This is a genomic window from Vreelandella rituensis, from assembly GCF_003336665.1.
GTDB lineage: Bacteria > Pseudomonadota > Gammaproteobacteria > Pseudomonadales > Halomonadaceae > Vreelandella > Vreelandella rituensis.
Genome location: NZ_QPIJ01000143.1, coordinates 1 through 1,539 on the forward strand (window position 1 = coordinate 1; position 1,539 = coordinate 1,539).

Annotated in this window: 1 protein-coding gene and 1 pseudogene; both read right to left on the minus strand. The window is 56.2% G+C overall.

Features of this window, described 5'->3' with window-relative positions; all coding sequences use genetic code 11:
* Nucleotides 1-1,217 (minus strand): type IV pili methyl-accepting chemotaxis transducer N-terminal domain-containing protein (locus DU506_RS21125; RefSeq protein WP_114488783.1); only part of this gene is annotated, 1,217 nt, incomplete at its 3' end.
* 219 nt (nt 1,218-1,436) lie between these two features.
* Nucleotides 1,437-1,539: pseudogene (locus tag DU506_RS21130) on the minus strand (IS5/IS1182 family transposase); the annotation flags it as partial.

The following is a 1,539-nucleotide window of genomic DNA, read 5'->3' on the forward strand; positions in this document are numbered from 1 at the left end:
ACCTGCTGTTGCTCCTCGATACGGCGTTGCAAATATACCGCAGTGGCCAACTGGTCCGCCAGTACGGTCAGCAAGCGCCGGGTACTGTCGGCGAGCTGCTTTTGTGGATACCAGATTTCCAAGGTGCCGAGCATGGCATCACCCACGCTGATAGGCAGGAGCAAGCATTGAACCTGATCGCTTGCCATGATCTCCAGGGGCTGAGGGTCAATCAGGCAGGCATGACATTCCTGGTTCCGACAGTACACCGGGCGAGTGCGCGAATGCGTTTCCAGGACGGGCATTTCTCGATGATCGAAAGGATCATTCAGCGACAGCCGGATGGGGCCCAGCTCGAGCAGGGTTTCCAGTTGACGCAGCATGGGGGCGGCACTTGAGCATAGATCGTTACCCCCGCCGTACAGGGTGCGGCTGGCATCGTGCATCAGTTGCATTGCCTGATTGCTGCGCTCGAGTTCCTGTTCCTTGCGCGAGACCTTCTCCTCCAGGGCGGCGTAGCTTGCAGCCAGTTCTTCGGACATGCCGTCGAAAGTGCGGCCCAGCAAGGCAAGTTCGTCGCTACCCTTGAGATGGGTGCGGTATTGGAAGTTGCGCTGTGCGGCCTCTCTGGCAAGGACCACCAACTGATGGAGAGGGCGCGTCAGGTTGTGGCGAATATCGAAAAGCGCAATCACCACCACTGCAATGGTAAGCCCCAGGAAAAGTAACTGCAGCACGCTCAGCAAGCGGATCTTGGCTTCGGTATTTTGCTCGAGAAGCGTCACCAACGTATCGATATCGGCAGCCAGGTTGTCGAGCGTCTGGTCGAGCGCTACATTGCTGACCGACTCACCCACGATGGCGGCTTCCAGCCGCGGGGACAGTTCTTGCTCCCAGCGTTGGATAATCAGTTGATGCTGCTCCTGAAGAGCGTGACTCGCATCGTCGGGAATCGCGTTGGTCAATTCCAAGCTTGTCAGGCGTGAATCAAAGCGGTCGGTCAGCGCTTGCACCTGGCGACGATTTTCGGTGCCTGGCTGCTGCTGGTAGCGTTGTAGCGAGGCAACGATCTGGTAGGTGTTCATGCGCAACGAGCCCGCCATATTGATGGCGGCGGCATCGCCACGGCTGCTTCCCGCGACCACGATGGTCACCACGATACTGATCACTACTATGCTGCTGATGGCTAACAGCGAAGCAATGATACGAGCGACCAACGAGCGTTGGAGTAATTTCATCGAGTCAACAATCCCCGCACAGACATGAGGAATGGCGTGCTAGCTTGAGTGGTGTCAAGCCACTCTCGATTATACCCAAGGCTATCACAGTTGAAGTGCTGCACGACTATATCGAGAATCAGGACAGGCCAACGTGACGTTGGCCGCGCTATCCATCTCCAACCAAATCAAGGTTATGGGTGGAGAATTTCGCGCTTATCATTAGGGCCTGTTGACCTTTCACATGGGTAGCCATAAAAAACCGCAGGCCAAGGCCACCATGCTTTCGTAGTTTCGTTTGAGTTTGTCATACCGCATCGCTATCGCGCGATACGGCTTCAAT